Annotated in this window: 22 protein-coding genes and 1 pseudogene; 18 read left to right on the plus strand and 5 right to left on the minus strand. The window is 33.3% G+C overall.

What is annotated here, in order from left to right; genetic code table 11:
• Positions 1–229 precede the first annotated feature (229 nt).
• Positions 230–652, plus strand: a pseudogene (locus tag BFG57_RS10480) (protein prkA); the annotation flags it as partial.
• Positions 653–1,015: 363 nt separating this feature from the next.
• Here BFG57_RS10480 and BFG57_RS10485 read toward each other — a convergent pair.
• Complete coding sequence (locus BFG57_RS10485; RefSeq protein ID WP_069717445.1) at positions 1,016–1,840, minus strand: MBL fold metallo-hydrolase; 825 nt, start codon at positions 1,838–1,840, stop codon at positions 1,016–1,018.
• A 559-nt stretch (positions 1,841–2,399) separates the two neighbouring features.
• Between BFG57_RS10485 and catA the strand changes: the two genes are divergently transcribed.
• Positions 2,400–3,050: a type A chloramphenicol O-acetyltransferase gene (gene catA, locus BFG57_RS10490; RefSeq protein ID WP_069717446.1), complete on the plus strand. Its 651-nt coding sequence runs from the start codon at positions 2,400–2,402 to the stop codon at positions 3,048–3,050.
• Between the two features lie 231 nt (positions 3,051–3,281).
• Here the strand turns inward: catA and BFG57_RS10495 are convergent, their stop codons facing one another.
• Positions 3,282–3,473 carry a YbxH family protein gene (locus BFG57_RS10495; protein ID WP_069717447.1) on the minus strand — a complete coding sequence of 64 codons (192 nt, stop codon included), beginning with the start codon at positions 3,471–3,473 and terminating at the stop codon, positions 3,282–3,284.
• 334 nt (positions 3,474–3,807) lie between these two features.
• Between BFG57_RS10495 and BFG57_RS10500 the strand changes: the two genes are divergently transcribed.
• Entirely contained in the window at positions 3,808–4,416 is a 609-nt protein-coding gene (locus tag BFG57_RS10500) for a histidine phosphatase family protein (protein ID WP_069717448.1), read from the plus strand.
• A gap of 319 nt (positions 4,417–4,735) precedes the next feature.
• Here the strand turns inward: BFG57_RS10500 and BFG57_RS18405 are convergent, their stop codons facing one another.
• Positions 4,736–4,957 (minus strand): GtrA family protein, encoded by a 222-nt coding sequence (locus tag BFG57_RS18405; protein ID WP_083249191.1) that lies wholly within the window; start codon positions 4,955–4,957, stop codon positions 4,736–4,738.
• A gap of 328 nt (positions 4,958–5,285) precedes the next feature.
• Here BFG57_RS18405 and BFG57_RS10505 point away from each other — a divergent pair, with 328 nt between their 5' ends.
• Positions 5,286–5,945 (plus strand): hypothetical protein, encoded by a 660-nt coding sequence (locus BFG57_RS10505; RefSeq protein WP_069717449.1) that lies wholly within the window; start codon positions 5,286–5,288, stop codon positions 5,943–5,945.
• 504 nt (positions 5,946–6,449) lie between these two features.
• Positions 6,450–6,749 carry a hypothetical protein gene (locus BFG57_RS10515; protein WP_069717451.1) on the plus strand — a complete coding sequence of 100 codons (300 nt, stop codon included), beginning with the start codon at positions 6,450–6,452 and terminating at the stop codon, positions 6,747–6,749.
• Between the two features lie 340 nt (positions 6,750–7,089).
• Here the strand turns inward: BFG57_RS10515 and BFG57_RS10520 are convergent, their stop codons facing one another.
• Positions 7,090–8,541 (minus strand): recombinase family protein, encoded by a 1,452-nt coding sequence (locus tag BFG57_RS10520; protein WP_245676738.1) that lies wholly within the window; start codon positions 8,539–8,541, stop codon positions 7,090–7,092.
• Between the two features lie 259 nt (positions 8,542–8,800).
• Here BFG57_RS10520 and BFG57_RS10525 point away from each other — a divergent pair, with 259 nt between their 5' ends.
• The 4 genes from BFG57_RS10525 (at position 8,801) to BFG57_RS10535 (ending at position 12,493) form a co-directional block, all read left to right on the plus strand.
• A complete protein-coding gene (locus BFG57_RS10525; RefSeq protein WP_069717453.1) occupies positions 8,801–9,187 on the plus strand; it encodes a DUF3888 domain-containing protein in 387 nt (128 codons plus the stop codon).
• A 163-nt stretch (positions 9,188–9,350) separates the two neighbouring features.
• Positions 9,351–9,527 (plus strand): hypothetical protein, encoded by a 177-nt coding sequence (locus tag BFG57_RS18945; RefSeq protein ID WP_175428328.1) that lies wholly within the window; start codon positions 9,351–9,353, stop codon positions 9,525–9,527.
• A 243-nt stretch (positions 9,528–9,770) separates the two neighbouring features.
• Positions 9,771–12,074 carry a phage/plasmid primase, P4 family gene (locus BFG57_RS10530; protein ID WP_069717454.1) on the plus strand — a complete coding sequence of 768 codons (2,304 nt, stop codon included), beginning with the start codon at positions 9,771–9,773 and terminating at the stop codon, positions 12,072–12,074.
• Entirely contained in the window at positions 12,074–12,493 is a 420-nt protein-coding gene (locus tag BFG57_RS10535) for a TubC N-terminal docking domain-related protein (protein WP_069717455.1), read from the plus strand. Before BFG57_RS10530 ends, BFG57_RS10535 begins: the two co-directional genes overlap by 1 nt.
• A gap of 389 nt (positions 12,494–12,882) precedes the next feature.
• Here the strand turns inward: BFG57_RS10535 and BFG57_RS10540 are convergent, their stop codons facing one another.
• Positions 12,883–13,497, minus strand: a complete 615-nt coding sequence (locus BFG57_RS10540) for a hypothetical protein (RefSeq protein WP_069717456.1) — start codon at positions 13,495–13,497, stop codon at positions 12,883–12,885.
• Between the two features lie 273 nt (positions 13,498–13,770).
• On the opposite strand from BFG57_RS10540, the gene BFG57_RS10545 reads away from it, so the two are divergent.
• The 9 genes from BFG57_RS10545 to BFG57_RS10580 all read left to right on the plus strand — a co-directional run bounded on the left by BFG57_RS10545 (position 13,771) and on the right by BFG57_RS10580 (position 21,128).
• Entirely contained in the window at positions 13,771–14,166 is a 396-nt protein-coding gene (locus BFG57_RS10545) for a hypothetical protein (RefSeq protein WP_083249192.1), read from the plus strand.
• A gap of 67 nt (positions 14,167–14,233) precedes the next feature.
• Positions 14,234–14,806, plus strand: coding sequence for a hypothetical protein (locus tag BFG57_RS10550; protein ID WP_069717457.1), 573 nt, complete (start codon positions 14,234–14,236; stop codon positions 14,804–14,806).
• Between the two features lie 176 nt (positions 14,807–14,982).
• Positions 14,983–15,474 (plus strand): hypothetical protein, encoded by a 492-nt coding sequence (locus BFG57_RS10555; RefSeq protein WP_069717458.1) that lies wholly within the window; start codon positions 14,983–14,985, stop codon positions 15,472–15,474.
• Between the two features lie 208 nt (positions 15,475–15,682).
• Positions 15,683–15,808: a hypothetical protein gene (locus BFG57_RS19425; protein ID WP_281186666.1), complete on the plus strand. Its 126-nt coding sequence runs from the start codon at positions 15,683–15,685 to the stop codon at positions 15,806–15,808.
• A gap of 322 nt (positions 15,809–16,130) precedes the next feature.
• A complete protein-coding gene (locus tag BFG57_RS10560) occupies positions 16,131–17,342 on the plus strand; it encodes a hypothetical protein (protein ID WP_069717459.1) in 1,212 nt (403 codons plus the stop codon).
• Between the two features lie 321 nt (positions 17,343–17,663).
• Positions 17,664–18,338: a DL-endopeptidase inhibitor IseA family protein gene (locus BFG57_RS10565; protein WP_069717460.1), complete on the plus strand. Its 675-nt coding sequence runs from the start codon at positions 17,664–17,666 to the stop codon at positions 18,336–18,338.
• 147 nt (positions 18,339–18,485) lie between these two features.
• The gene (locus BFG57_RS10570; RefSeq protein WP_069717461.1) at positions 18,486–18,722 is read left to right on the plus strand and encodes a hypothetical protein; all 237 of its coding nucleotides are present in this window, start codon (positions 18,486–18,488) and stop codon (positions 18,720–18,722) included.
• Between the two features lie 303 nt (positions 18,723–19,025).
• The gene (locus BFG57_RS10575; RefSeq protein WP_069717462.1) at positions 19,026–20,384 is read left to right on the plus strand and encodes an S-layer homology domain-containing protein; all 1,359 of its coding nucleotides are present in this window, start codon (positions 19,026–19,028) and stop codon (positions 20,382–20,384) included.
• 372 nt (positions 20,385–20,756) lie between these two features.
• A complete protein-coding gene (locus BFG57_RS10580) occupies positions 20,757–21,128 on the plus strand; it encodes a hypothetical protein (RefSeq protein WP_069717463.1) in 372 nt (123 codons plus the stop codon).
• Position 21,129 lies beyond the last annotated feature (1 nt).

The raw sequence follows: 21,129 nt of genomic DNA on the forward strand, positions 1-21,129 counted from the left end.
TCTAAATAAAATCTATAAAACGTCATAATATGCTAATCCTTCTTTTTTGTCATGTTCAATTGAAGCAGGGCATAAATTGGAATAAAGCGAGACATCACTCAAATAAAAATTTCTTTATTGAGTGGAGTAGTTAAAGTGTCGCCCCCTTGTAAATGGTGATAGTGAAATTTTAGATAGAAGTGACAAGGGAATGTTAAGCTTTAACATGCCTGAGAAGGAGGTACTGCATGTGGATATTTTAAGAATGATTGAAGAGTATCGAGAGGAAGAAAAGGGATTAAGGTGGGAAGGTACCTTTGCAGAATACTTGGAAAAACTGAAATATCGCCCTGAAGTTGCCCAGTCTGCACATGCACGTGTTTACAATATGATAAAAGATGCAGGAATCGATGAAACAGATAGCGGGAAGCAATATAAATTCTTCAGTGACCAAATGTTTGGGATTGATGAGGCTGTCGAACGACTCGTAGAAGAATATTTTCACCCATCTGCCAAACGATTAGATGTGAAGAAGCGAATTCTACTACTTATGGGCCCAGTTAGTGGAGGGAAGTCAACACTTGTAACGTTATTGAAACGAGGACTTGAGCAATATTCGCGTTCAGATGCAGGAGCAGTATTCGCGATCAAAGGATGTCCGATGCATGAGGATGCATGCATGGGAGAAGTAACCCATAAATATATTGTTCAGAAGAACTATTCAGTCTTGGGTAGTTCTTTTATTAGTTGAATAAAAAATAAAGCTGATGAAAAGGCATTTTAAATTTGTTTATAATTAATGAATTGGAGGGAGTTTCGAAAATAGTCAAACTTATGAAAAAGTAGGATCTTCTGAAGCTAATATTGTTTGGAATCATAATAAAGATAAAATGATATGCGAGTGTAAACGAACAGAAAAACCCTCACCTCAGAAATTCAAGAAAACGAGAATTCTAGGTGAGGATTAACGGTGTATGTAGTTATCTCTCCTCAATGCTTGAGGTTATATCTTCTTTCTAAGCACGGGATCGTATATTTACGTTTCAAATAGGGTGCCATTCAAAGCTGCAATATACCGTTTTGCCGAATTTTGAACAGATATATCTGCATTTTCTTTTACAATCCGATGGAAAGCATTATAAAGTCTATTAAACTTTATTTCGTTCACTTTATTAGCAATCTCGTTTACTTTTGCTGCTGGTAAAGGGATTAAATTTGGATAGCTATACATAAAACTAACCCAATTGTTATCTGCAACTACTTGAATAATATCACCAGTTAATAAGATTCCTTTGTTTTCGTTGCCTTGTTGCCAATGTAAGACTGCTCCTCCTTTAAAATGCCCCCCTAACCGATGCAATGTAATCCCATTATGTAAAGATAAAGACTCTCCAGACCAAAAGATGATTTTATTACTCGAACGTGTTACCCATTCTTTATCATCTGCATGAATATAAAGTGGGACATCAAATTTCTCAGCCCATTCAACTTGAGTTGAGTAATAATGAGGATGTGATAGTGCAATGGCATCTAATCCGCCTAAGCCTTTAATTGTATCTTCCGTTTCTTGATCGATATATGTAATGCAGTCCCATAGAAGGTTAAAACCATCTTCCGAAACAAGATAGGCCGTTTGACCAATCCCGAATCTTGGTGCTGTTTGTATACTATGTAATCCTTTTTCTTCTTGTTTAATGAGATTATGATATTTTTTTGTCTCAATCATGTGCTCTAATGTTGTCCATGTTTGTCCCTGTGGATTTACGTATTGCCTTTCTTCTGTACAAATTTTACATTCTTTTGGTGTAAGGGATGATTTCTCATACTGAACCCCACAAGTCTCACATATGTAGTTTTTCAAAGTTGTAACACCTCTATTTGTTTGTTATTTTTCTACATTACGGGCAGTTGCCACGTAAATATCAAGTAACATAGAATATACGACAAATTCTGTGTAATTCTAGGGTACTCTTTATTATCATACCTTTTTAAAAATATTCTGCAAATAGAAGGTAGATTTGTTAATCAAGGCAAGCCTTCATTGATTTCTTATTATTATTTGGTCATGTATCAAACAGAAAATGGAAGATATCAAAAGGATTCAAGCCGTTCTCTATTGAGGTTTCAATGTTTATGAACAAAACTAATCGCTTGAATAGTGACTAGCTTAGTTAGAATTTTTACTGTACGTACAATTTACTTGTTTTTTTGGTAATGGCTTGGTTTTTAAGTTAATGAAATAGAGAAAATATCCATAAAAGTGTAAAATATTAGGTAGAAAACTAAGAAGAATATAGTTAAAGAACGGTTGTATTTGAATCTACTTTCTTAAACGATGATTAATTAGAGGTGAGGAATTTGGTGAAAACAGATAAATTAGCCTCCTAAAACCAAAAATACGATTTTAGGAGGCTAATCGAATGAAGTTTAATTTAATTGAAAAAGAAAATTGGGATAGAACTCCATATTTTGAACATTATTTAAGTCAAAAGTGTACCTTTAGCTTAACCGCAAATTTAGACATTACAAAGTTGTTAGAGCAGCTTCGTAATAAAGAAATTAAGCTATATCCTTCTTTTATTTATATTATTAGTAAAGTAGTTAATTCCCATGAAGAATTTCGTACATGTTTTAACGATGAGGCAGTCTTAGGATATTGGGATAAAATAATACCAAGCTATACAATTTTTCATAGTGATAACAAATCATTCTCCTGCATTTGGACTGAGTTTTCAAATGATTTCCGTATATTTTATAAAAACTACAATGATGATATAAAGAGATATTATGATGTTAAAGGACTCTTTACAAAACCCAATCAACCTAAAAATTCTTTTCCTATATCCAGTGTCCCATGGATTAGTTTTACTGGCTTTAACCTAAATATAAACGATGACAGCGACTTTTTATTACCCATCATTACAGGTGGAAAATACTTTAATCAAGAAAATAAAATATTGTTGCCTGTTTCCTTACAAATGCATCATGCTGTATGTGATGGATATCACGCTGCGATGTTTATAGAGGAGTTACAGAAGTTAGCTAATAATTGTTACGATTGGCTTTATTAAAATACTAAGTCTTTTATTTTTTGTTTAGGGGGGATTACTGTAAAAACTCCTCTGTTGAATAGCCAAATATACTTAAGTATGAAATGCTTCAATTATTGGGTACATATCTTGTAGATCTCAGTATCCAGCTTTTGTACCCGATTCACAATTAAAAAGCGCATTTCTGTAGTAAGGAATGCGCTTTTTAATTGTGAATTAATGAAGTGAAACGCAAGGTAGAGAAAGAGGGAATCAGATTCCCTGTTCTTCACAATATTCACTAACGAGCTGTTCAATTTGATCAAATTCTGGATAATTACCTGAGAAGGAAAATTTCACTTCTTCAACAAACTTTCCTTTGTTATAGACATGAATGGCTCCATTCTGCTCAATTACACTAAATTCTGGTTCAAATCTATACCCATTCCGTTCAATAGCACCCATTTGTTCATAACCAGCTCCTTAAAATTTAAGTTAACCTTTGCAATTATTATTTCACGTATTAGAAATTAATAATCTCAAATCTTCCTGTCGATTCTTAGTTATACCCCACACAGGTAGTGGCAAAAAGAATAAATAAATCCAAAATAAGGATTACAAAATAGAGTGATTCCAGTATTATAAACATATAAATAAGGTCTTAAAATGATTAACTTAAATCAAATACATATAGAGAATTGTCGGCTATTATGAAGATAGTAACAATAATAAACCACTTTTTTTACGTCCCACGAATTTGAAATATAAATCTATACTAACTACTATGGAGGATTTTAAATTGAATCAAACTATTTATCTGCTTCGACACGGAGAAACGGTTTTTAATACTCAAGGACGATATCAAGGTGAGCTTGATTCCCCTTTAACGACAGCGGGGATTGACCAGGTTAAAAGTGTATCAAGATTACTAAAGCTATTAGTAGATGCTCCTAATGAATGGACTATATATTCAAGTCCACTAGGAAGAACTATTCAAAGCACAAAAATTATTTGTGATACTCTTGGTTATGATTTTAATAAAGTAATTATAGATAATAGAATAAAAGAAGTATCCGCAGGCTCTTGGTCTGGTTTAACAACGAAGGAAATAGAAGCAACATGGCCTAACCTTATAAAAAATACAGATAGTTACAATTGGTATTTCAAATCTCCAGATGGTGAAAGCTATGATACGGTTGTAGAGCGTGCATCCAAATGGCTTGATAGTATTAAGGATAGAGAGAAAGTGATTGTCATTTCACATGGATTAATGGGCAGAGTTTTAAGAGGGGTATATAAACAAATGGATAAAGACGAAGCGTTAAGATTAGAAGTATCACAAAATGCCTTTTTCAAATTGAATAATCAGGACATTGAACGATTCTGTTACGAGTATGAGGAATTATAATACATAAATCTAAATGAAGAGTATGAGCTATAAGAAAAGATTTTATAGAGACTTTCTATCTTAACCAAATGGGATTATTGCTGAATAAATCACTCTGATGAAACCAGTTTTTTTACAAAGGTCTACTTCTGATATCGTCTAATGCGCCTTGCTTGGCGTTGACAAACACGATGCACCTTAAAATCTCTTAGCATGTCGAAAATCCAACCAAAGTAAAATTACAATAAGGAGCGAAGTTTAAGTAATCGGTTAGGTTAGTAACTTAGATAACTCATTCGTTCCGAAAAAATTATGATTTCAGTGAGAAACAACCCCAATTCTATCCTTCACTAAACGTCCAATAATGATTAAGTAAGAAGTTAACGAAAGGGATGACAAGAATTGTCGTCAGTTCACCAATGAGATAGTTCAAGAATAGAACGGTAACAACAACATACATAATCCCAAAGTTCAGCACAAACCCGATTGAAGCTACAATCGTGAATTTTACAAATTGAGCATGAGAGTATGTTCCTCCAAACGTATATTTTCGATTTAGCACAAATGAAAAAAAACGTCATAACGATAAAAGAAATGCACGCTGCCAATACTGGTTCGATATGTAACAGTTCAACACAAAAGAACATACCGAGAAAATAAATCGCAGTGCATATGACACCTACTAAGCTATACTTCAAGAACGTTAAGACGAGATGATTATGAACAGACATAATAGAATCCCTTTCAAACTAGTAGTATATTACAAAAAGTATCTTGAAATATATGTAATTAATTGAAATAATAGTTTTATTATAATGTATTCTTGAGTACCTTTGAATAGAAAGATCAAATGCTTGGGTGGTAATTTGTTCAGTTGGGAGTTTAAGTGTGTGTCTAATTTAATTGCTTTATTAATAATGTTGTGGTTTTTAAGACTTATGTATTTAATACTTGATAAAAGAAGTCCATGGATTTTCATTATCACCACTTCAATCATTATTTTCGGTATGTTGTACATCATGGGTTTTCGCTTAACAGCATCAAGTGCGTTACCAATGGGTTCTCATGTTGTGGAAAGTATAAAGACTAATTATGGAAAAGCATTAATATATGAAGATGTGAACAACGATACATTCGGTGTAGCTAAAATTGAAAGACATTTAGGGTTTCTTTATTCTTATGATGGTGGTGGAAACGGGGATTATATTAGAGAACATCATCCATTTGCAGTTAGTGGATACGGTAGTGATACAGAAGATGGATTTTTAGTTGGTGTGAAAATAGCTGCTGATTCAGGGATTAAGTATATTGTAATCGGTGACCATTTTGAAAATTTAACGACATCAGACATTTACTACTTTAATATGAAAACTGTAGAAAGATATCCTGAGCGTTATCATATTAAAGAGGTGAATGATAACTATGTGTTCTTTGTTTTGGATGAATATTCAGAAGAAACGTGGACGATAAGGGGACTTGACGAAGAAGGGGATCTAGTTGCAGATAAACTGTTTGGAAGTGGCAGGAATAGTCGATATGTGAATTGGTAAAAGAAGCATGATGGATTTATTGAAGGAAAGAGTGAAGTACGAATTGAACTTTTAATTCAGTATAAACAGCAATGAAACCTAAATGGTTAATTAATCATGAGTAGGAATTGGTGAAAAAAATTCACGGAACTGATGAGTAGTAGAATTGGTGCTTTTTATTATGTTTACATACAAAATGAGGGTGACGATTTATAATGAAAAATATAAGTAAATGGATTCATTATATAACTATACTGTTTGCGGTGCTATTAATTATTCCGTCAGGTTTTAATCCAGTGTACTCTCATCTTTTTTCTATTATACTAGGCGTACACGTGATAAATAGTGGACATATCACATATAAGCTAAATAAAAATTCTATGTTATTTTCTACATCAGGTGGTTTAATTATTATTGGGATAGGGCTGTTTAAGTTAATATGGTGATTTTGTGAAACGATAATTTCACTGAACAATTCCAACTGGACATACTCGGATTAAATAAAAATATAATGGAGGTTTGTTTATGTGGTTAATATTAGGACTTATTGCCATAGTAGTAACTTTTATAAATCTTTATATGTATTTTACAGGAAAAGATTATAAACTTGCGATGGCATTGGGATTATCTTTTACAGCATTGACATTAAATGCAGAACATAGCCTCGTATCTAATTGGGTAAAAGCTGAAGATTGGGGAGCTTTATTGGATGTTGTACCTACTATGGATAGGGCATTATGGTTTTTGACAATTGTTTCTATCTTGCTAAATATAACACCTATACTATTAGAACTAAAAAATAGGCTCAGTTTAAAAAATCAATGATGAAAAGATGTCAACAAAATTAATTAATTGAAAATGTGATTTCAAGGAACTAAAAAAATGGAAAAAAATACAAAATAACACTCTGGTTAAATAAGAGGGTGCTATTAACTCATGAGGATTAAATTGAAACAAATAATGTAACATATTCTTTTCCTTTTTATATTTCTATGTAATATAAAATCTCTTTTAATTATACATATTCTTCTAATTTATTCTATTGTAATTCAAATTGATATTGAAACGAGTAATCTATCCCAATAATGAATAACAGAGGTAACAACAAAAAAAGAGACACAAATTGTGTCCTTCAATACCATGTAAATAATAATTTTCATCGAACTTATACCTTAAACTGATAATCTATTATTTTTACGACAGGAAGTGTTGGAGTAGCCCCATGTTTTGTCGGTTCGACTAGCTCGATTGTGAAGGATTCGAATATTGAGCGGATTGCGTGTTTTTGTGAAGCATAGTCTAGCTGTGACCATTCATCTAATAGATTTAGAAGGAAGGTTTCGATTTCTTCTTGTGAGACTTCTTCCTCCTTTCGTTGGATGATTTCAGTAAGCTCAAGTTCTTCGTCTTTAACAACTTCAATGATTTTTTGGTAGCGTTGCTTTGAAATGTTTCCTTCAATATATAATTCTTCGGCTCGTTCCTTTTTGATTTGTAGTTGCTGTGTGCGTTTGTGAATTTCTTCTTCGTCTATATATTCTTCTTGAAAGAGTTCGACTTCTGGAATGGAGCTGTCGTTATTATCAATGACAAGGCTATCGAGTAGTGCCTTCTCAATCGCTTCTTCAGCAATCGTTTGAATATCACATATACCGAACTTGAATCGACCAGCACACTTGTAGAAGCGATATACGCCACCTTTTCGTCTTTTTTTGAAAGCACCTGTAAAAGGTTTTCCGCAGTTTGCACATTTGGCAACACCCGAGAACGGATAATGATTGTCAGAACGGAAGGCGATGTTGCTACGTTCTTTCATAATCTTCTGTGCTTCTGCAAATGTTTCCTGATCAACGAGTGGTTCAAAGTTATCTTGGTCTACTTTCGTGATCACTTCGTTTCCCGTATATTTGCTTTTGCCACCAGTTATCGTACGGTGGTTCCAGCGAACAAAACCAGCATAGATAGGGTTTCGTAAAATGTAACGAATGGAGAAGTCACTCCACACTTCGTTTTTCTTCGTTTTAACCCCTTTTTTGTTCAACTGTTTCGCGATATTTTGCGAGCCATTGATCGGATAGCGGTGGAATATGTATCGAACCCATTTTGCTTCATCGATATTTGGGATAAGGTTACCGTTTATAATGTCATAACCGTATGGAGGGGGAGCACCATTGCGTTTCCCTTGTTCAGAACGCTTCAACATACTTTCAAATACCCGTTCAGCGATTGTTTCCCGTTCCCATTGTGCAAGTGTAGCAATGATTGTAATGAACATTCTGCCTGTTGCACTCGTTGTGTCAAACACCTCAGTTGCTGACTTAAATTTCACGTCATATTGCTCCATCAAGATTAACAGTTCATGTAAATCAAGTACTGAACGAACAAATCTGTCTAAACGGTATACAAGGATAATATCAAACTTTTTTTGTTTCATATCTGAAATCATGCTTTGCAATGCTGGACGCTCAATGTTCTTTGCAGAGAAACCTTCATCTGAATAATCTTCAATGATTGTCCATCCTTGCGACTGAGCATAAGCTTCTAATCGTAGTTTCTGTGCTTGGAGTGAGAAGCCCTCTTCCCGTTGCATGTCAGTCGATACACGACGATAAATCACACATCTAATAAGCTATCAACTCCTTGTCTTATACATATTCAGCTGCAAGGTTTTGTAGAAGTTGAAGGCTGTTATTTGGAGTTGAATGTGTATGAACATCATTAGAACAATTTTTTGGTCAGTATAAAGCGTGCTCTTTTTTGAGTGCTGTAATGAAAAGAGAAAAGTGGAAATAGTTATTATACAAATCCAAATGCCTTAGTATAAAAACATCGGAACGGAGAAAATAAGGGGAAAATAAATGAGGCTTTTATGACTTATGAAAAAAAATCTTTTATTATTCATTACCTTATTGACGCTGTTCTCTTATTCCCCCGTCCAAGCCGAAAACGTAACAAAAAAAGATATACAGTTGCGTAATGATTTGATTTTCATATTGCTTTATCCCTCAATTGAACAGGAATTACAGAAGCAATATGGGGAAATAAAACAAAATTATTGTAGTGAAATTACTCAGATTAAGAAGCTGCCACAGGGGACGTACTTATTTAATGTTACAGTTCAATTTATAACATTTGAAGGTGCTCATGATCCTCCCAATGATTTAGTGACGATCACTTTTAGCAATGAAAAATCGATAGAGTGGCAAGCTATTGACTTCAAAAGAAAACGGTTAAAGCAAAATGAATTGCCTAAATGCGATTGAAATAGAGTTTTTTATTACGAAGCAAATACAAAATCGGGTACAGTTTCGTCTGTATTCGATTTTTTCTGCTGTTTTATATGTTACTAAACGAAACATCCGCCAGTCGTAATCATCTACCTCACCTCATATACATGAACAGAGCATAGTTAAAGGGGGATTACGAATGAAACAAGATGTTACAGGTGTGAAGATTGTGCTTGGGACTGAGCGTTCTAAGAAGTTTCGATCATGTTTCGTTGATAGCGCGTACCGTATTCTCCAAGATCGAAAACGTTCTGAACGTGAACAAGTACAAGCAGTATTAGAAGTTGCAAGCACGAAAGACGATGATGCTTCATAGTTATGGGCAATGCCCTCTTTTTGAACAAACTCTTTGAAAATATGAAAAGTAGAAATAACGGTGTAACAGAGAAAATAGAGAAGAAAACCTTTAACTTTTAACGTACTATTATAAAAAATTTCAATAAGTCCATTTCATTCTTGCATTAATTATATATATACAACATGAAGGGAAATTCAAAAGTGATGAGAGCAGCAATCTTGGAAACCCTTTGAATCAAAATTTATAGAGGGGGATCGTAAGGTGAAAATTGAGGAATTGTTCGGAGATGTGAAGTTGATTCAACTTGTAGGGTATAGCTTTCGTAACAAAGCAAAGACAGAAGATGAGCGTTACACTTATGCGAAGCAGCCGTTTATGAAGGGATGGCAAAATAGCTCGAAGCCTGGTTTGAGCCGAGACGAAGCAAAGGTTTGGATATCTCAAGGCGGTTGGATTGGCATGGTCATTCCAGAGGGATTTGAATGTGTGGATATAGACAACGAAGAAGAAGGTGAGTACATTTTCAATGCATTACAGCAAGCGAAGATACGATTTACAGCAATGAAAACACCAAATGGTTATCAATTTTTCTTTCGTAGCTGTGGCGTGATAAAGAAGCAGGGTGTGAAGATGGTCACCTCAGCAGGCTTTATCGTAGATTATCGGTTAGCAGGTAAGGGACAAGTTGTGTTACCGACACAAAATACATCAGGGCGTGAATGGTTGCATTTAGATACAGTAATGAACAAAACACCCGTTTACTTTCACCCTTTGAAGGCACTGAAGAAGCAAGAATTAAGACCATTCGAAATTCCAGTTCGAGAAGGTAGCCGAAATGATACGATGTATCGTCATGTGTGTCGATTAGTTGAGTTAGGAATGAACATGAACGATATCAAGGAAACAGCCACCTTTCTAAACAATTTCTTTTTTATGCCTTCGATGAATTCAAGTGAACTACAAGCGATTCTAGTATCTGCGTTTAAACATAAACCGAGCGGAACAAATTATTCGAGCAACTTACAATATGAAGACACATCTCATCATACGGAACACCGAGATTTCAATCTAACTGAGATGGGCAATGCAGAGCGATTGGTTTCAAATCACAAAATGAATTTACGTTATTGTATCGAATTTGAGCAGTGGCTTATTTGGGATGGAACGACGTGGAGAGAAGATCGGAAACGGAAGATCGAACGAATTGCATTACAAACATTTAGAAAAATGTATCATGAAGCACAAGCAGAGCAGTATGATGAACGGCGTAAGAAACGATTAGAATGGGCAAAGGCGAGTGAGAAGAGTTCGGTTTTAATGAATTCAATTGAAAGAGCGAAAGCGTTTCTGCCAGTGACAAAGTCTGAATTAAATACGAATCGATATCTACTGAATTGCTCAAATGGCATGATTGATTTGGGGACGGGTAAGCTTTGCAAGCATGAACGTAATGAATTGATCACACAAAATACGAACATTCCATTTATTGAAGATGCTACGTGTCCCACGTGGATGAAGTTTCTTGAAAGCATCTTGAAGGATGAACGAGGCAATGTGAAGCAAGAGTTAATTGATTTTCTGCAAAAAGCGGTCGGTTATTCGTTAACTGGAGATATTAGTGAGCAAGTGCTCTTCTTCTTATGGGGAACAGGACGAAACGGAAAGTCCACATTCATAAATATCATTAAGCAGTTATTAGGTGACTATGGCAAACAGGCAAATTCAGATACGTTTACATCTAAGATGGGTGGAGAGGTCAGCAGTGGAATTAATAATGATATTGCTCGTTTGCATAGTGCTAGAATGGTTTCAGCGGTTGAAAGTGAAGATGGTCAGAAGCTTTCAGAGGCACTAATCAAACAATTAACAGGTGGAGAACCGATTACAGCTAGATTTCTTCGGAAGGAATTCTTCGAGTTTACACCAGCATTTAAAATTTGGTTCACAACGAATCATAAACCAGTCATTCGTGGCGATGATGAAGGGATTTGGAGACGTATCCGTTTAGTTCCGTTTACATTCACAATTCCAAAGCATGAAGTAGATAAGCACTTACCTGATAAATTAGAAGCTGAACTACCGGGAATTTTAAGGTGGGCAGTTGAAGGCTGTCTGAAATGGCAGCTTGAAGGATTGGGCGAACCAGCCGAGGTATCCACTGCAACGAGTGAATATAAGGAGGATATGGACTTAATTGTAGAATTTTTGCGTGAACGTTGTGTGTTATCTACATCTGCAAAAGTGCCAGTCATGAGTATCTATAATGAATATTTGGAATGGGCAAATGTGAATAGTGAGTATCCAATGAAGAAACGGTCCTTCTCCAAACGGCTTGAAATGAAAGGGTATATGAAACGTCGTTCAACAGGAAATCGTACGTTCTTTTTCGGAATCGGCTTGAAAAGTGAACTTAATGAACGTGGAGTGGCGAAAGTGACCGAAAGTGACGCAAAGTCCCCTTATCCCATATCTAGAACCGCAAATGTAGATAAACAAGATTATGAGTCACTGAACGTAACTAATGTAACTAACAGTAGCACATCGCTCATTGAGGAGGAGATGTAATGATTGGACAAATCCTTAATGAAGCATATGCAAACAATATTATATTAGAACACAACGATAATAAATTGAAGCTTATCTATAAAGAAGGTGTGCTTTCAGAGCATTTGAAATACGAAATAAAACAGAATAAAAAGTTCATTTTAGAAAGGTTACGAGAAAATCAGCTTGCAAGTGATAAAGGATTTCTCATCTACAATCATGGTGACTTATATGAATATCGGTACGGTTTCGGAGCTTACTTATATATTGAACGAGAGCACAATAATAAAGTAAGTGCATGGCGAGCAAATTACCCAAAAGATGACAACAAGCCGAATCGAATCATCTATCTTGTGAAGAATACAACGTTTGGACATGCATTCACAAAAGCAGTCGGATTTATCGATTGGTTAAAACGAAAGAAACGTGACGCCTTTTAACATAAAAAAATACTGTCACTTCAAATGAAGGACAGTTGCGAAATAATGAACATGTTATTTGTGAAGGGTAATTCGATTATAACCCTAAGTTACAGAATATTCAATCTATTATATAAAATGGATATTAAATAAAGTGACGCTATGTGAATGTCCTCTACTGAAGGCTAGTTGACAAGTGAAAAAGTTTGATGAACCAATAAATGTTGAGTTAAGAAGTAGCCAAGGCTGCTTCTTTTTTTAGTGACGATGAATATCTTCCATTATTTCAGATGAATTAAGTAGTGGGTCACTTGTAAATCACAGATAATTATAGGAAACAAAAAAATAGAAAGACAAAACTGTAAATACTTTTATCTAGTAATACTTTGTTCATTTGATAGCAAAAAAAATCACTCTTTTAAATAGAGTAAATCACTATGTATGTTCGATAAAGAGTCATATAGAACTTGTGAATCATCCTTTAAATTGTTAATTAAATTTTGTACATCTGAAAGAGTATTTTCTCTTAACACTTGATTAGGCCTTCCGACTAGGTTATAAAAATTTAAATCATGAGAAGCAACGCTAGAAGGGTTAATTTGGTCTTCAATCTTTTTTAAAAGATTAGAAGGTAATTTTTCTTTTTCGAATTCATTGTAAACAATAATTTCAGATAATAAGTAAGTAGACCCATGTAAATTGCGAATGATGGTATCTATTATTTTTATGTCCTCTTCTGATAGGTAAAGGAACAAATTTTCTCTCATGATTGTATTTGCTTGGTTATAAAGACCATATGACTTAAACGTTAACTGTACCCCTTCAGATAACCCTCTAAGATATTCGTTACTTTGATTTTCTTGAAACGCATCTCTTACTATAGAATAAAAATTTCCTTCAAATTCGAAAAATTCAGTGTAATTCCAGGCAATTGCTGCAGTATAGTCTGAATCTGTTGATTTTGTCGAAACCAATGAACATGCGGGAAGAAACAATATACAAAAGGATAAGATCACATTTCTCAAAATGAATCACCACTTAATTTAAGTATGGAAAGGCTCTTTATAATAAATTATAATACAATAATTGGGATTAATGTAAAAAATAAATGTTAAATATTATTTAAGTGTGCATCAAATAAAAATAACTTACTTAGATAGAAGAAAGAAAAAAGATCATTACATCTATTTATTTTCAGATGAAATAAGTAGTCAGTCATTTAAAGTATGATGAATCATTAGCAAACCTAGTATAGTTAATTAATGTTGAAATAAAGTGAAAAAGTTTGGGGGAGAACAATGAAAATGTTTGAGAAAGTATCACCAAAAAGAGGAGCAATACACGGCATCATCGTTTTTACGATTGTGATGTCTTTCAATTCTTTTGTGCAGCTATACAAACCTAATAATTCATTAGACCTTTATCAATTAATAAGGTTTGCTGATGATTTCGAAGAGGCACAATCTCTCATGTTAGATGGCTATGAGGATAATTTTAGAAAGGAAGACTTTGAAGCTATTCAGAATTCGTTTTCAACAGATCGTATAAGTCAATTCACCCTCATTCAATATCGAAATAAATCCTATCTCATCGAAACTTCACCAGGCACAAACCGTATCCAAACGTTAAAGATACTTGCAGTAGAAGAGCTACCAACAGAAATAAGAGATTATTTCCTTGAAATTAGACCATAATGTTCATTGCTCTAGCCAATGACAACGTTTCTTATTAATTCACAAGTCTTTATGGGGGAGTGTTAATTTGAAACAAAAACGATTTAGTGTGAAAAACGTACTGGCTGTTTTTGGGGTATTATTTTTTATCATGATAATGGGAGCTTATTTGACAAATGAGAAAAAAGATATTTTATATATTCGTCATAATCTAGATAAATTTCACACAGAAACAGTTCCTTATCACGATGAAATTGAGTTTACATTAAAAACAGATGAAGTTATTCATGGAATTGATAAACCAATAAAAATAACATCAATCTATGATACGGATGTTTATGTAACAGAAGTAAGAGAAAAAAAGAATCATATCTATGTAGTTCTAGGATTTGATAGCCACATTAATTGGCAGGGAGGAACGATGCTTAGTTTCTTTCGTTTAAATGATGATGACTATTATACTTTTTCTACAGGATTTATTGAGTTTGATGCTTATGATGAATATGGAGAAATAGGTGACTATGGTGGAGGTTTTGGAGATAACAGGGGTCAATATCAACAAGTCGGACATTATAATTTTGACAAAGAAGAATTTCTAAAGAGCAATGAATGGACGTTTGAAATTAGTGGTTTTCATTTATTGAATTACAGCGAAAAATAGGTAGCAACGTTATTAGTTTAATAGTAGTGATTGTTTGAGATAGGGAGTCGCTTCTTTAGCTCTTTTTAGATAAAATTGGCAATGCTCTTTCTGGAAAATGTTCAAATCATTGTGAGAAAGCTGTGCTAACATTAACTGTGACATACATAAGAAATTGCACCTATGGAGTTGACATGATGAGAAAAATCGGAATTTTTTTAGCTGCCGTACTTTTGGTCACGATATTAATTTGTTACAGTATTGAAATCAAAGATAAGCGGTTATTGGACATGAAAACGACTGAACATTACATTGTACAGCAAAATTTTGAGCAAATGAAGTATTTTAATCATAATGTAGCATTGTATATAGATGGTGAAATACCACTAGAGGCTGTTGATGTTGGTAGTACTTATCTGTTAAATTCATATTCTCAGTTTGTTGCACAAATATTTTCACAAGGTTTACAAGAGTCTCAAGACTTTAAAGAAATTGATTATATTTGGCGTTATTCGTATTTCAATATTACTATAAATGAAGATTCTACTGAAGAAGACTTAAAAAAATTGCAAAAGATAGAGGCCCAATTCCTTGAAATTGAAAATCGAATTAATAATGAAATTGAAATGCTAACTGAGAAGATTAGAAATTATTGGTGGGCTGGAAATCGTTATAGAAGTTTTTCATAAATGTTGAGCGACTGTGTGCTTAGACAATTGTTTTTTTGCTAGTAGTCAGTATAACTCTTGAGAAAAGGTGGTTAACGAAAGGGAACGTTTTATATGAAAAGAAAGATCAGCAATGGTCTCGAAACGTCCTACTACCTGTTGAAAGTGATGAAGTTTTAAAAAAACAATTGCAGGTGCGATAAGCATTGGGACAGAATTTCTATAGTAAATGGAATGTAATATTACGGATATAACACCACATTACTCAAAAGAAACAGGATATGAAAGTTATGGTGAAATTATTGTAGGTTCAAGTAATGTTTGGACTATAAAAACATTCAGAATGGCTCTTTAAAATGTAACAACAAGTAGTGCAAAATTACATCGAATATTTGAATTAACGATTAAGAAACACGCACTAAGTACATGCTTTGAGGATTTGAGTGAAGGCAAGCTGAATCCATTGAAAGTCTTTGTTGAATACGAAGTTTAAGCTTAGGTGAAGAAGTAGTTTATGCTGCTTCTTTTTTTGTACTCAGACATCTAGCCTTATTCAACTACTAACATAATTTATATTTATGTAATTGATAGTGTTAATGATAATTGTAGACACAGCTAAAACAAAAGAAGGGATTTTATGAGAATTGTTGAATGTAGCTGTGTTAGGGGGAAGAGTAATGCAAGTTATTGTAAGCTTTTTAGAGAGTTTTAAGTCAACTTTCGGTGTTTATTGGGATTTTTTACTGCTATTATTCGGTGCACTAATACCAGGAGTTGTAAAGGTTGCAACTACAAAATTCAAGAGATTATTAGTAAGAATTAGATTAAAAAATTTATCAGATATTGAAGATTTAAATGTAATCAGAATATGTAGTGGAACTCCAAATTATGATTACAATGATATACATACTAAAGTTGCTGATAAAAAACTATTCATCGGTTTCCCAAAAGAATTGCGTAATAAAGTTTTAGAGCATGATGAGAAGTTTGAATTACATGATGATTTTTCATTTGACGGTAGTAATACCTTTGAGGATATTACTCAAAAGACAGAAATTGGTAATTTTAAAGAATTAATAGACAAACATCGAATGATAGTAGCGAATGAATTTGTTGCTCGAACAAATGGCTGCCTATTTAATAGACCTAAATTTGGTGTGTATAAAATAAATTATGAATTAAGAAAAGGGAATGATGAAGTACCTGAAATAAGAATAGATTTCTTTGAGACTGATTATTTTACACATAGAGTATTCAGGTCTATCTATCATGAATTAAAATCACAAAATCATCCTGTTTCTCAAGTTAATCAAGAAAATATTAAGGAATACCTTAATAAGTATAATTCATTTACTACATCTATGGGTGTCAATGCATTTGTAATAACAGAATCAAAATTGGGTGAGAGCATCATTTTTAGTAAACGATCCTCTAATGCAGCTTATTCTGAAAATAAATTTAAATATAATTCTACGGTAATGGAAGGAATCTCTCAAACAGATTTAGATACTTATGAAAAAAGAGTATCGCTTCAGTTAGCCGTAGAAAGAGCTTTAACAGAAGAATTAGGTTTATCAAAAGATCACCAAAGCAAGCATGATACGAAAATAGAATTTTGTGACTTTTTCTTAGAAAAGAATTACTTTGAAATTGGTTTAACTTCTATAGTAAGGATGGACGCTGTTTTTGAAGAATCTATTAGTGACTTACCTGGAAAAGACAAAGAATTAGAAATTAGTAAGCTTCATCCTGTGAAAAAAAGTAAAGCTACAATTGAAAAATTTATAAAAGATGTCGACATTTATCCACAAGGATTATTTACTTTGAAAATGGTATGTGCGCGAGACATGATCTTTATTAATATTAAAAAGAAGTACATAAATAAATGATAGAAATAAACACTTACAAGAAATAAGTTCATTAGATTAAATGTATAAGATATTTTTAAGGACTTATGAAAAATTAAGATCATTGTGTGGTCAAAATTATAGAAGTTTTGTTAAGGAGTATTCTCTAAGTCTCTGGAGTGGGTTATGTCACTTACTCAGTTGATATTGTGGGAGTACTCCTCTCTTTTTATATAGAAGTAGGGCTTTTAATTAAAAATGAATTTTCCAAAATAATTTTAAAACGCTAAAGAGCTTCATCGTACATGTGAGATGGATGAAGGTAATTTAAAATAACCGAAATGACTTAGGAGGGAAAATACAATGAAAAAGATATTCATGTTATTTAGCTCATTAACTATGAGTGCTTTTCTTCTTACAGCATGTACGAGCGAAGTAATTTCTACAGAGGATTATTCCAATTTGAAACAAGAGAATGAAAAGTTACAAGAGAAGAATAAGGAAATGAACGAAGAGATTGAAAGTTATAAAGAGCAAATCGAAGAATTAAAACGATTGAACGAGAAGATCCTTACATCAAATAATGAAGTAATAAAAGATGATTTCAGAGACCTTATCTTAGATGGACAGAAACGTTTCTTTCATGTTTCAAATGGAGGTGAGGTAACAGAAGATAAAACTTTTGAATATGACGGCATGGTTTATCGATATTTAGGTGATGATTTAAAAACTGAAGATAAGCTCATTGCTTATCTAGAAGTGGCTTACACTCCCACAATGGCTCGTGAATTAATCAAAAGAAAAGAAATTATCGAATATAATGGTTGGATGGCACAACCAGATGCCGATTATGGAAGCCTTCTAGAATGGGATAAGTTACTCTATAAGGGGATTGAATTAGATGGGACATCTATTTTGTTAACACTTCATGTACCATTTGGTGATAGGGGAGACTTTTCAGAAGAGACAGTTGAATTAAAGTATGAAGAAGGCATGGGCTGGCTTCTTAATTCACATCATTATAAAGAAAAGCATTGATAGGATTTAAGAATGTTAGATCATGAAGTGGTTTATACTGCTTCTTTTTTTCTGATTAGATCTTTAAAAAGTTCCTGTTAAAAAACTGGAAATTTTTCCGCGCAAACTGAATATTATCTAATATGAAATAATATTGGAGTTGAAAAAATGAAAAAAATATTATTATCTTTATTAGGCGGTTCAATTGTAGGTGGAATTATTTGTTACATATTTTTAGATTATCAGAACTCAAATTATATAATTCGACACTATTATGGTAGTCCCACCTTTGAAGTTAGGGAATTGGATTATGACTATTTATTCAATGCAACTGTGATCATAGTATTCTCTTCTATTTTGATTTCTTTAATATGGTCATTCTTTGAAAAGAAGTCAGGAAAATAAACGCTATTTTGAAAATCCTCTCCTTTTATCTTTTCCTCCAATTTTATAGCTTTTCTATAAGTGATTTCTCAACATTTCATAGATTCACGTAAGAAGGTTTGAACACTATTAACGATACTTTGTAGATGAATAAAATACGAAGTAATTTTTCTAATAGATAAAGATGCGAAGGCTTACTCAACAGTTAGAAGATCATTTAACTTTTTTTGAATTGATTGAGAAAGATTCATTTTTCAATTTGAGCAATCCGAATTTTTATGAGAAAATTGCCACTAGGTAAAAAACACCATGGAGGAAAATTTTATGAAAAAAAGCATAATGATTGGAGTTACACTATTAGCTCTATGTATGGGACAAACTGTACAAGCATCAGGTATCACAGAATCAACGCCATTAGTAGCGGCTGCAACGAAAAAAGCAAATATTCAATTGAGTGATAGTAATGGACACTGGGCGCAAAGTGACATTGAGTTTATGGTTGAACAAGGTGTAATCGGAGGGTTTCCTGACGGGACGTTCAGACCAAACGATACAATCACTAGAGCTCAGTTTAGTAAAATTCTTGCTGGGTTAATGGGAGTTGAAAGCAACACGAAGTCGTTTAGTGATGTAAAAGGACACTGGGCTGAAGCCAACATCAACGGTTTAGTGAATGAAGGAGTCATTGAAAAGATTGAATACCCTAATAGGTTTGAGCCAAACAAGGAAATTACACGTCTTGAGATCAGTAAAATGGTTGCAAGAGGTCTTGCTGAAGAAAGTTTACTTTGGAAGGATGTATTAGAAGGTTTCGGAACACTTGAAGCTATTAAACTACCATTTAAAGACCAAGACGAAATGAATATATCGGACATGCCTTACATTGCATTAGCAAATAGTTCAGGCATCGTTGGCGGTTATCAAGATGGAACGTTTAAGGTAAACCGTTCAGCAACTAGAGCAGAAGCAACAGTAATGTTGAAGCGTTACTTAGATGCGAAGAACAAAAAGCCTGTATTAAGTGAGTTATTAGAGAAGTTTAAAGGTGAGCCAAACCTTCATCAGTTCTCTAAAGCAGAGTTAGAAAAGTATATTGATAAAGAAGCAGATTTAGAGCGTTTGAGAAATACACCGATTGAGAATAAATGGCATCCAACCTTAGCAAAATCAAATACATTTATGGTTGAATCTTTAGGATTCAATAGGGTAAATGACAGTTACTTCGAAAGTGCTTCGGGATTTATGAAGATTAATGAAAATCGTGATTATAGAACAATTGGACAAGAGTTTATTAATGATATCCGTTACTATTTTAAATCGCCATTTACTTATAAGGAAAAGCATTACTCAGAGCATGAATTAGTGGATTTATTTGATGTATTTTTACAAGAAACAAAAGAGGAAAAACGGATTTCAGAAAGTCTCTATGTATCAGATCCATCTATGGTTCATCAAAAATATGAAGGTATGAGAGTTACTAACAGAGTAAGAGGAACTCAATACATTCGTTACACATCTGGAACCAATTTACCAGAGGGTGTGAAGTTGAACAAGTGGTATAAAAGGGACGTTGATGTAGTGTTAATAAATGGTGCAACTAGGAGAGAATATATTACATGGGATTTTGCGATGAATGGTTTTAAAGAAATAGACGCTATTACATCGTATAAAGAAGTCAAATAAGAGAAGCGAGCTTTTAATAAGCTCGCTTTGTCTATCGATAATCTAACTTTCTAAAACAACTTAGGTTATTGATAAACAAATTCTGATTATCAGTAATGCTTATGTTTTATAAATTGATAATTGTTCACTAGTGTAAAAAAATAAGATTTGAACAAATTTACATGTCTTACAAACACTCATTTTTTTTAAAAAAACATAAATCATTCTTCGATAATACGTTCAGTACCCTATTCTCAACACTAAAATAAAGATTTCACTAGTGATATACATATACTAATCCAAAACAAATTAATGCTAAAACATCCTATGGTAAAATCTAATTAGAGAACTTTTATTTTCCATATAAAACAACTCAATATCAGGAGGATAAAAATGAAGAAATCAAAAAAAATCACGATAACCCTACTACTCCTTATACTATCGTTAGCACCTACCCAATTAGCTAATGCTGCAACAATATATACGCCTGTTGCTGGTACGTTTCAAACTGAGGGAACGTTATTTAAGATGAATAATCCGTATCCAGAGGGAAAAGTGATTGTTCAATTTGATGACCAATCGGTAGAAGATGATGAAATCGTTGAGTTGGAGTTCACTGAACAAGAGTCTACTTATTTGGCTAAATGTTCATCACTCTATACATTCTCATTTTATGATCAGGATGAGAATTTTAAGTTGAAGAGACAGTATTACGTTCCATATCCACGTTATTCATTGGATGAGTGTAACAAACTAGAACAATAAG

The sequence above is a fragment of the Bacillus solimangrovi genome (genome assembly GCF_001742425.1).
Taxonomy (GTDB): Bacteria; Bacillota; Bacilli; order Bacillales; family Bacillaceae_N; genus Bacillus_AV; species Bacillus_AV solimangrovi.

Bases quoted from the DNA above. Each gene is read 5' to 3' on its own strand.
- BFG57_RS19425 (WP_281186666.1), top strand. From the start codon at position 15,683: ATGGAATGTAATATTACGGATATAACACCACATTACTCAAAAGAAACA.
- BFG57_RS10515 (WP_069717451.1), top strand. From the start codon at position 6,450: ATGTGGTTAATATTAGGACTTATTGCCATAGTAGTAACTTTTATAAAT.
- catA (WP_069717446.1), top strand. From the start codon at position 2,400: ATGAAGTTTAATTTAATTGAAAAAGAAAATTGGGATAGAACTCCATAT.
- BFG57_RS10535 (WP_069717455.1), top strand. From the start codon at position 12,074: ATGATTGGACAAATCCTTAATGAAGCATATGCAAACAATATTATATTA.
- BFG57_RS10495 (WP_069717447.1), bottom strand. From the start codon at position 3,473: ATGGGTGCTATTGAACGGAATGGGTATAGATTTGAACCAGAATTTAGT.
- BFG57_RS10555 (WP_069717458.1), top strand. From the start codon at position 14,983: ATGAGAAAAATCGGAATTTTTTTAGCTGCCGTACTTTTGGTCACGATA.
- BFG57_RS10570 (WP_069717461.1), top strand. From the start codon at position 18,486: ATGAAAAAAATATTATTATCTTTATTAGGCGGTTCAATTGTAGGTGGA.
- BFG57_RS10560 (WP_069717459.1), top strand. From the start codon at position 16,131: ATGCAAGTTATTGTAAGCTTTTTAGAGAGTTTTAAGTCAACTTTCGGT.
- BFG57_RS10575 (WP_069717462.1), top strand. From the start codon at position 19,026: ATGAAAAAAAGCATAATGATTGGAGTTACACTATTAGCTCTATGTATG.
- BFG57_RS10580 (WP_069717463.1), top strand. From the start codon at position 20,757: ATGAAGAAATCAAAAAAAATCACGATAACCCTACTACTCCTTATACTA.
- BFG57_RS10565 (WP_069717460.1), top strand. From the start codon at position 17,664: ATGAAAAAGATATTCATGTTATTTAGCTCATTAACTATGAGTGCTTTT.
- BFG57_RS10545 (WP_083249192.1), top strand. From the start codon at position 13,771: ATGAAAATGTTTGAGAAAGTATCACCAAAAAGAGGAGCAATACACGGC.
- BFG57_RS10525 (WP_069717453.1), top strand. From the start codon at position 8,801: ATGAAAAAAAATCTTTTATTATTCATTACCTTATTGACGCTGTTCTCT.
- BFG57_RS18945 (WP_175428328.1), top strand. From the start codon at position 9,351: ATGAAACAAGATGTTACAGGTGTGAAGATTGTGCTTGGGACTGAGCGT.